9 protein-coding genes are annotated in these 8,975 nt (G+C 37.4%); 5 read left to right on the top strand and 4 right to left on the bottom strand.

Features of this window, described 5'->3' with window-relative positions:
* The 3 genes from ABIQ28_RS03175 to ABIQ28_RS03185 all read right to left on the bottom strand — a co-directional run.
* A partial coding sequence (locus tag ABIQ28_RS03175; RefSeq protein WP_348035304.1) for a BatD family protein occupies window positions 1-760 on the bottom strand: 760 nt, incomplete at its 3' end.
* A gap of 3 nt (window positions 761-763) precedes the next feature.
* On the bottom strand, window positions 764-1,630 hold the full coding sequence (locus tag ABIQ28_RS03180; RefSeq protein WP_348035305.1) for a DUF58 domain-containing protein: 867 nt from the start codon (window positions 1,628-1,630) through the stop codon (window positions 764-766).
* 110 nt (window positions 1,631-1,740) lie between these two features.
* Window positions 1,741-2,736: a MoxR family ATPase gene (locus ABIQ28_RS03185; protein WP_348035311.1), complete on the bottom strand. Its 996-nt coding sequence runs from the start codon at window positions 2,734-2,736 to the stop codon at window positions 1,741-1,743.
* Between the two features lie 517 nt (window positions 2,737-3,253).
* Between ABIQ28_RS03185 and ABIQ28_RS03190 the strand changes: the two genes are divergently transcribed.
* The 3 genes from ABIQ28_RS03190 (at window position 3,254) to ABIQ28_RS03200 (ending at window position 5,851) form a co-directional block, all read left to right on the top strand.
* The gene (locus ABIQ28_RS03190; protein WP_348035306.1) at window positions 3,254-4,006 is read left to right on the top strand and encodes an SDR family NAD(P)-dependent oxidoreductase; all 753 of its coding nucleotides are present in this window, start codon (window positions 3,254-3,256) and stop codon (window positions 4,004-4,006) included.
* Between the two features lie 166 nt (window positions 4,007-4,172).
* On the top strand, window positions 4,173-4,562 hold the full coding sequence (locus ABIQ28_RS03195) for a four helix bundle protein (RefSeq protein WP_348035307.1): 390 nt from the start codon (window positions 4,173-4,175) through the stop codon (window positions 4,560-4,562).
* Between the two features lie 155 nt (window positions 4,563-4,717).
* The gene (locus ABIQ28_RS03200; RefSeq protein ID WP_348035308.1) at window positions 4,718-5,851 is read left to right on the top strand and encodes an ATP-binding protein; all 1,134 of its coding nucleotides are present in this window, start codon (window positions 4,718-4,720) and stop codon (window positions 5,849-5,851) included.
* Window positions 5,852-6,372: 521 nt separating this feature from the next.
* Here ABIQ28_RS03200 and fbp read toward each other — a convergent pair.
* On the bottom strand, window positions 6,373-7,398 hold the full coding sequence (gene fbp, locus ABIQ28_RS03205; protein WP_348035309.1) for a class 1 fructose-bisphosphatase: 1,026 nt from the start codon (window positions 7,396-7,398) through the stop codon (window positions 6,373-6,375).
* A 122-nt stretch (window positions 7,399-7,520) separates the two neighbouring features.
* On the opposite strand from fbp, the gene ABIQ28_RS03210 reads away from it, so the two are divergent.
* Together ABIQ28_RS03210 and ABIQ28_RS03215 are read left to right on the top strand one after the other, a co-directional pair.
* Window positions 7,521-8,015 (top strand): GNAT family N-acetyltransferase, encoded by a 495-nt coding sequence (locus tag ABIQ28_RS03210; protein WP_348035312.1) that lies wholly within the window; start codon window positions 7,521-7,523, stop codon window positions 8,013-8,015.
* A partial coding sequence (locus tag ABIQ28_RS03215; RefSeq protein ID WP_348035310.1) for an aspartate kinase occupies window positions 8,002-8,975 on the top strand: 974 nt, incomplete at its 3' end. The genes ABIQ28_RS03210 and ABIQ28_RS03215, both read left to right, overlap by 14 nt.

The raw sequence follows: 8,975 nt of genomic DNA on the forward strand, positions 1-8,975 counted from the left end.
AAGCGCGATTGTATACTTTTTCATCCAAATAACGTCGGATGATAAAGGTCAATTCAGAATAATAATCCTTGAGTTCAGCTTGCTGTAAATAATCGGATTCGTCCAATTTCTTCAGCGCCATTTTTGCGCGTTCGTAGGGTGGCAGAAGTGCAATTTCTTCTTCTTCGGTCAACGGTTTTTTACGCCAGATAAACCAATACATTAAGAAGGCTATGATAGCAAGAATGGCCAAAATGATAAGGGCTGTTTTCCACCAATCGCTGCTGCTTTTTTCGACTTTTATAAAAGGTTTAATGTCATAAAGGCCTTGTTTTGTTGAGTCTACCTGAATGTTGTTAACTTCTACTTTTAAAGAATCCGTGAAGTATTCTTTGGTGCCAATGATGATTTTTTGCCTCGGAATGGTGTAACTGCCAGAGTCAAATTGCGTTAAGCCATATTTTTTGATCAGGTTGAAACGCGCTTTGTTTTTAGTCGTATCTATTTTATAGGACTCGATCATTTCCAACGGCGAAAAAGTTTGACCTTCCGGAAATATGACTAAATCGGTAGTATCGGCTTCGACTTCAATTTTATAGGTCATCTGCTCACCAATCTTAATTTTTGTAGGATCGACGGATGATTTGACTTGAGCGAAAGAGACAATGGAAAATAGAAAGAAAAAAATTGACAAAAGGACGGATGGCGGATGACCGACGACCGATGAGCTTTTGCCATAACCTAAATAGAAATGCTTCATTATTAATTTTAAATTCTTCATGGATTAAGCTCTGCGTTTAAAGTAGCCCAATAATTTTGTGACATAGCTCTCGTCAACGCGACAGTCAATCACGCCAGCGCCCGATTTGGTAAAGGTTTCCTTAAAATAACTCACGCGGTCGTTGTAGTATTTACCGTAGTTGGTTCTCATGGTTTTTGAAGACGTATTCACCAATATAGATTCACCAGTTTCCTCGTCTTGCATTTGTACAAGCCCCAAGTTTGGAATATTTTCTTCACGTTTGTCATACACACGTATGCCGGTAATATCGTGTTTGTTTGCGGCAATTTTAAGCGTTTGCTTATAATCGTCAGCAATAAAATCAGAAAGCAGAAACACAATGGCTTTCTTTTTCATTACACTAGATAGAAATTTTAGGGCACCGTCAATATCGGTCTTTTTACTTTTCGGTTTAAATTCGATCAACTCACGAATGATGCGCAACACATGAAAGCGTCCTTTTTTTGGCGGAATGTATAATTCGATGCCATCCGTAAAAAGAATCAATCCGATTTTGTCGTTATTTTGAGTCGCTGAAAAGGCCAAAGTTGCTGCAATTTCGGTAATGATTTCGTTTTTAAACTGTTCTTCAGTTCCAAACCATTCTGAACCAGAAATATCAACCATGAGCATCATTGTCAGCTCACGTTCTTCTTCAAATATTTTGATATGTTGTTCGTTATATCTTGCGGTAACGTTCCAATCGATATTTCGGACATCATCGCCATACTGATATTGGCGCACTTCACTAAAAGTCATACCACGACCCTTGAAGGTAGAATGATATTCTCCTCCAAAGATATGATCAGACAAGCGTCGTGTCTTAATCTCTATTTTGCGTACTTTTTTTAGTAATTCTTTGGTATCCATTTTTTTTTGAGTAGGCAGTATACAGTCTTCAGTTGGCAGTCCAAAATATGAAATGCTTTTCAATTTTCAAGTAAGCACTGAAGACTGCTTACTGAAGACTGCCAACTTATTTACGGTACTTCAATTTCATTTACGATCTTGTTGATAATGTCAACAGAAGTGATATTCTCGGCTTCAGCTTCGTAGGTAATTCCAATTCTGTGACGCAATACATCATGCACAACGGCACGAACATCTTCAGGAATCACATAGCCACGACGTTTGATAAACGCGTAACATTTTGCGGCAACAGCTAAATTGATACTACCACGTGGCGAAGCACCAAAGGAAATCAATGGTTTTAAATCGGCAAGTTTATATTTTTCAGGGAAACGTGTAGCGAAGATGATATCGAGAATGTATTTTTCGATTTTCTCATCCATATAAACCTCACGAACCGTTTGTTGCGCTCTTAAAATTTGTTCGATGGAAACAACAGCATTCACTTTTTCATAAGCACCTTTAAGATTGGCGCGAACAATCAATTGCTCTTCCTCTATTTTTGGATAATCGATAACCGTTTTCAACATAAAACGGTCAATCTGCGCTTCAGGAAGTGGATAGGTTCCTTCTTGCTCAATTGGGTTTTGAGTGGCCATGACCAAGAATGGTTTGTCCAATTTATAGGTTTCATCACCAATGGTCACTTGTTTTTCCTGCATCGCCTCCAATAACGCCGATTGTACTTTGGCAGGTGCTCTGTTGATCTCATCCGCAAGGACGAAATTTGCGAAAATCGGCCCTTTTTTAATCGTGAAATCGTTGACTTTCATATTATAAATCAGGGTTCCAACAACATCTGCAGGTAGTAAGTCTGGTGTAAATTGGATCCTACTAAAACTCGCATCAATAGCTTGGGAAAGCGTATTAATAGCCAATGTTTTTGCTAAACCCGGTACACCTTCTAACAGAATATGCCCTTGTCCCAACAATCCAATCAGTAAGCGTTCCACCATATATTTTTGGCCAACAATGACTTTGTTCATTTCAAAGGTTAGCAAATCAACAAATGCACTTTCTCTTTCAATTTTCTCGTTAATGCTTTTGATATCAACTGTTTCTTGCATCATAATAGGGATTATTTTAGACTTAAATTAGGGTCTGATTTTTTGAGTAGTGCAAATTGTTAAAATTTTTAGTGGAATGCTGTTAACGATTGGTTAAAAGTTGAGGCCTATCATCATAAGTGTGACACATTTAATACTATTTTAAGATTAATTCCTGCGAAGGCAGGAATCCTTTAGGTTTAACGAAGTTAATCCTTTAGGATCGGCGCAGCTAATCTCAGGTTCGGCGTAGCCAATCCAATAGCAGCAACTGAACTAATCTTAGGTTCGTCCAAGTAATACATATAAGATCAACGGAACTACTCTTAAAATAAATAACTAAATTTGGAATACATAAAATAGAAAATTTCATCTAGTAGTTATCAGGATAGTAATTAGTAAGGCTTATATCCAAAGGATCAGCGTAGCTAAGCTTTTATAAGAATCAAGAACTAAAATTATAAATGAATTAAAATTAAAAGATTTCCGCCGAAGTTTATCTTGAGCGATAGTCGAAAGGCGGAAATGACAAATACTTATGAGAAAAACAGCATTAATTACAGGCGCCACCAGTGGTATTGGGCGCGCAACAGCACACGAATTTGCAAAACATGGCATCAACCTGATTTTATGTGGCCGACGTCAAGATCGTTTGGACACCATCAAAAAGGCCTTGGAGAAAACCACCGATGTCCACACTTTGAATTTTGATGTTCGTGACAAGAACGCCACTTTTGAAGCTATTGCGTCGTTGCCAGACCATTTTAAAACCATTGATATTTTAATCAATAATGCAGGGAATGCGCACGGATTGGATCCCATTCAAACGGGAGATACCGACGATTGGGACGCCATGATGGACATCAACGTGAAAGGTTTGTTATATGTGAGTAAGGCCGTAATACCGCAAATGACCGCGAGAGAATCCGGGCATATTATCAATATTGGTTCCTCTGCTGGAAAGGAAGTGTACGCCAAAGGCAATGTGTACTGCGCCAGCAAACATGCAGTGTTAGCGATTACGGAAGGGATGCGTATCGATTTGAATCCGTTCGGAATTAAAGTTGGTGCCATTAATCCAGGATTGGTAGAAACCGAATTTTCTCAAGTGCGCTTTAAAGGCGACGCCGTTGCGGATAATGTTTATAAAGGCTACAAAGCATTACAGCCCGAAGATATTGCAGAGATTATTTATTTCGTCGTTTCGAGACCTGCGCATGTGAATATAGCAGATTTGTTGGTGTTTCCGACGGCTCAGGCATCATCAACAATTATTAAAAAAGTCAATTGATTATTTTTTATTTTTATTATTTATTGAATGTTTTAGATTATTAGAAGATTTATAGGTTAAATAAAAGGCATTGTTTTGAGGTGCCATTTTGGGGATCCTTTGAAATTCTTTGTATTAAGGGGATTGACCTTTTTCATTGTCTATTTTTATTATTTATTAAATCGCTATGGCACATTTTAGTTCATTTGAAGATTTGGAGGTATATAAAGAAGCAACTTTATTTTGCGATGATATTTGGAATATTATCCAAAACACATCTTTACAAAAAGATTATAAACTAAGGGAACAAATCAATGGGTCGTCTGGTTCGATAATGGACAATATCGCTGAAGGTTTCGGCAGAGGTGGAAATAAAGAATTTATTATGTTTCTGGGATATTCAAGAGGTTCTTGCAGCGAGTCAAAAGCACAATTATTGCGTGCTTATAGAAGGGAGCATATTTCTGAAGAAACTTATCATGTCTTAAATAATAAAGCTCAAAATCTCCTCGACCAACTTTCTAAATTCATCAACTACCTCAAAAAATCCGAACGTCGTGGTTCAAAATTCGACTAGATACGAAAAATAGATCTTGCACAAGAGTGAGAATAAATAATAGGAATAGAGAATTATTAATACGTCAGAGTAGGAATAAATAATAATAATAGAGAATAATCAATAGTCCCAAGTAAGAATAAAAAATAGTAATAAAGAATAAACAATCCCTTGTCTTGATCAACAAACGACTTCTCATAAAAAACCTATTGGCTCACAATGATGAGAGCAGTTTCTATGACAGGAAGCGGCAGATTGATATTGGTGAAAAAGAAGGAAAGGCGAAATTCTTAAAACACATTTGTGCGTTGGCGAATAGTAATCCAAAAAACAATTCTTATATCGTTATTGGTGTCGAAGATGAAGACAACAGCATTACAGGTGTTGATTTTTTTGATGACAGCAAAATCCAGAATCTGATCAATGCCTATTTGACCAATCCGCCGATTGTGCAATATGAGAATATCCCGTTTCCGCATTTGCCGGATGATAAAGTGGTGGGATTGGTGACCATTCGGCCTATTGAGGGTTTGACCTCCTTAAAAAAGAACATCTGGAAGTATTATGGTGGCTCCGTCTTTTTTAGGGATGGAAGTATCAGCATGCCCAAAGTTTTTGATGTTGAGATCAAAGATGTCAATTCAAATATTGTGGAAGCTATTGAAAAGCACTCGCAAAATAACATTCAACATACGCTCGACGGCGTTTTCTATTTTTTAAATAAGCAGAAAGACTATCGTCCCCAATATTTGGTTTTTAAGGAATATTTTGTGCTTTGTTGGGCCGGGCAGAAAAAGGTTTATAAAGATGAAGTCTTTTTTAGCAGAGTTGATATTGAACTCGTCAATGAGCAAGTGCGGTTGTTTTTTTCGACCTTGGATGAAGTCACCATTACCTATGACGAGGACGCTTTTAATATTGTGGAGTATGTGAGCTTGGGCTTGCAAAACAATTATAAATATTATCCTTTGGAGGAAACTCGCATAACGTTTAACAATAATGCCACCTATCATATAGTGACGAAATTGCTTTTTGAAGCGCCACAGTATGATAAAAAAGTATTGCATCATATTTATAATACTAACAATGCTATTTTAGAAAAACTCAAAAAACAACAGCCGCTTAATGCTAATGAAGAACAGGATTTAAAAAATTTACCAGCAACTTATCTTATCTGTTATCTCAATTTATTTCATGATGCTGTTGAAAAGCTTAATGAAGCCAAACCCTTTTTAAAGGATTTCAGCCAAGAGTTGTATGGGAAATATAAAGAGTCTTTGCGTATTTTAAGAAAAGTGAAATACAGTTAGAAAAGGTCACCGGTATTTTGTGATAATGCATTTTATCGGACTTTTTGAACAGCCATTACCATTCATACAGATTTTTCTGCTAATGATAGTTTTTTATAAAATATTTCAATAAAAAACTGCAATTTTACAGCGCTATTAATCAATTATATACAATCCTGCTTCTCCCGATAATGGTTCGGCACTGAAGCAGGGTTTTTTTTTGGCTGCATTTTGTCGGTGTTTTTATTATGGACTTGATCTACTTATAAACTCCATTCTAAAGCTGTACTTCATCGATTTTTTTGATCGCTTTTTGCCCTTCATACAGATATTTGGGCTAATCGTAGTTTTTACTAAACGATGTTAAAAATTAGAAATTTTTTACAGTGCTATTAACCAATTACAGCAAATCCTGCTTCACCCGAATATAAAACGGCACTGAAGCAGTTTTTTTTATAAAATACTTATTTGTCGGATTGCACCAATTGGTTTTCCGAAACTTTTTTGAAATTTGGTGCTTTTTAAATTAGAGTTTTCTAAGTTTATTTTTTGGAATTATCAGCCTGAGCTTTCTGCATAAACTCCTCGCATTTTTCGACCATGTTTTTGCTGCCGCAGATAAAAGGAACGCGTTGGTGAAGTTCAGTCGGTTGAATGTCTAAAATACGTTGAAACCCATCGCTCGCTTTTCCATGAGCTTGTTCAGCTAAGAAGGCCATAGGATTACATTCATAAAGCAAACGTAATTTTCCGTTGGAGTTTAAGGAGCTTTTCGGATAGATATAAATGCCTCCTTTGATCATGTTTCTATGAAAATCAGAAACCAACGAGCCGATATAACGCGACGTATAAGGTCGGTCGTCTTCTTCCATTTGGCAATATTTGATGTAATTTTTTACACCTTGTGGAAAGTGGATGTAATTTCCTTCGTTAACGGAATAAATACGTCCATTTTCTGGAAATTGCATGTTTGGATGTGACAAATAAAAGGTGCCAATCGCAGGATTGAGCGTAAAACCGTTGACGCCATCACCAGTGGTATAAACCAACATGGTTGAGGTGCCATAAACCACATATCCAGCAGCGACTTGCTGATGTCCTGGTTGCAGAAAATCTTCAATCGTCACGGGCGTTCCAATTGGCGTGACACGTCTATAAACCGAGAAAATTGTGCCAACGGAGACATTCACGTCAATGTTAGATGAGCCATCTAAAGGATCAATAAGTACGACATATTTATTCTGAAATTTTTCGTCCTGACTATTAATAGCGATAAAATCTTCTTCTTCTTCGCTGGCAATCCCACACACAATATTTCTATTGGTCATGGTTTGGATGAACTTTTCGTTGGCGTAAACATCCAGTTTTTGCTGATCTTCACCTTGAACATTAACATCGCCTGCAGTGCCAATAATATCGACTAAGCCCGCTTTGTTAACTTCGTAATTAACCACTTTAGCAGCTAATCGGATCGAATTGATAAGGCTGGAAAGTTCGCCTGATGAATATTTAAAAGACGCTTGGTTTTCAATAATGAATTCACCTAAAGTTTGATGCTTTCGAAACATGAAGTATTTTGGATTTGTTTCTACAAATATCGTTTTTTTTAACGAACTACAACGTTTTCGTGAAACTTTAACGGCTTTAATTTTTTTAGTTTGCGTTATCTTTGAACACAATTTTTTTTATGATGGATTTAAAAATTAGATGGGCAGTTCGCGAAGATATGCCACAAGTGCTTGATTTAATTACCGAATTGGCAGTTTTTGAAAAGGAACCCGATGCCGTTGAAATCACAGTTTCTGATTTGCAAAACGATGGCTTTGGCGAAAATCCTGCCTTTGAATGTTTTGTGGCTGAAGTAGACGGAAAAGTAGAAGGCATCGCTTTAGTCTACAGCCGATATTCTACTTGGAAAGGTAAAATTTTGCATTTGGAAGATTTGATTGTGAGCGAAAAAATGCGAGGCAGTGGCTTGGGAACAGCGCTTTTGGATGAAGTGGTGCAATACGGCGACCAATTGGGCGTTAAACGCATTTGTTGGGACGTGTTGGATTGGAATGAACCTGCCATCGAATTTTATGAAAAGAAAGGTGCGGATGTCAAACGCGATTGGGATGTGGTGCACTTGACCGAAACCGGAATTAAAAACTATATAGCCAAATTAGAAGATGCACGTATTTAAGTTTGGAGGAGCGTCGGTTAAAGATGCTTTGGGCGTTAAAAACTTGGAACAGGTTCTAAGAAAAGTAGGCTTTGAAAACACGCTGATAGTCGTTTCGGCTATGGGAAAAACTACCAATGCCTTAGAAACGGTCGTTGGCAATTACTTTCATAATAAAAGTGAATTGCAGAGCTCACTGCGCAATGTCAAAACATATCATGAGGCTATTTTGTTGGATTTGTTTGAAGAATCACATCCTGTTTTTAAAAAAGTAGCTCTTTTGTTTGATGAGTTGCACAGTTTTTTTGACCGGAATAAATCGCCAGATTATAACTTTGTCTATGACCAATCGATTGGCTACGGCGAAATGGTTTCGACGGTAATTATTAATGAATATCTTAATTTGGTTGGTATTACCAGCAATTGGCTGGACGTTCGTGAGTGTATCAAAACAGATAATTATTACCGACGTGCCAACGTGGATTGGGAAGCAACGCAAATGGCCATCACCTCTAAATTCAATACCTCTGTTTTGAATGTAACTCAGGGCTTTTTGGGAAGTGATGCCAATAATTTCACCACCACTTTAGGTCGCGAAGGCAGTGATTATACCGCCGCCATTTTTGCCTATTGCCTAAATGCTGCAAATGTGACCATTTGGAAAGATGTTCCAGGCGTTTTAAATGCCGATCCCCGTTATTTTGAAAACGCACAATTGCTGAATAGGATTTCGTATCGTGAAGCTATTGAATTGGCGTTTTATGGTGCTTCCGTCATCCATCCAAAAACATTACAACCTTTGCAGCAAAAGGAAATTCCACTTTTCGTGAAATCCTTCAATCATCCAGAAGATCCAGGCACTATGGTTGCTAAGGGCAAAGGTATTGAACCGATGATTCCCTGTTTTATTCTCAAAAAAGATCAGGTTTTAGTTTCTTTGTCCTCCTTGGATTTTTCATATATCGTTGAAGAGAATATCAG

The organism is Gelidibacter sp., from assembly GCF_039916245.1.
Taxonomy (GTDB): Bacteria; Bacteroidota; Bacteroidia; order Flavobacteriales; family Flavobacteriaceae; genus Gelidibacter.

What these genes read in the sequence shown, in the direction of transcription:
- ABIQ28_RS03185 (WP_348035311.1), bottom strand. Translation starts at nt 2,736, where the DNA reads ATGCAAGAAACAGTTGATATCAAAAGCATTAACGAGAAAATTGAAAGA.
- ABIQ28_RS03210 (WP_348035312.1), top strand. Translation starts at nt 7,521, where the DNA reads ATGGATTTAAAAATTAGATGGGCAGTTCGCGAAGATATGCCACAAGTG.
- ABIQ28_RS03195 (WP_348035307.1), top strand. Translation starts at nt 4,173, where the DNA reads ATGGCACATTTTAGTTCATTTGAAGATTTGGAGGTATATAAAGAAGCA.
- ABIQ28_RS03190 (WP_348035306.1), top strand. Translation starts at nt 3,254, where the DNA reads ATGAGAAAAACAGCATTAATTACAGGCGCCACCAGTGGTATTGGGCGC.
- fbp (WP_348035309.1), bottom strand. Translation starts at nt 7,398, where the DNA reads ATGTTTCGAAAGCATCAAACTTTAGGTGAATTCATTATTGAAAACCAA.
- ABIQ28_RS03180 (WP_348035305.1), bottom strand. Translation starts at nt 1,630, where the DNA reads ATGGATACCAAAGAATTACTAAAAAAAGTACGCAAAATAGAGATTAAG.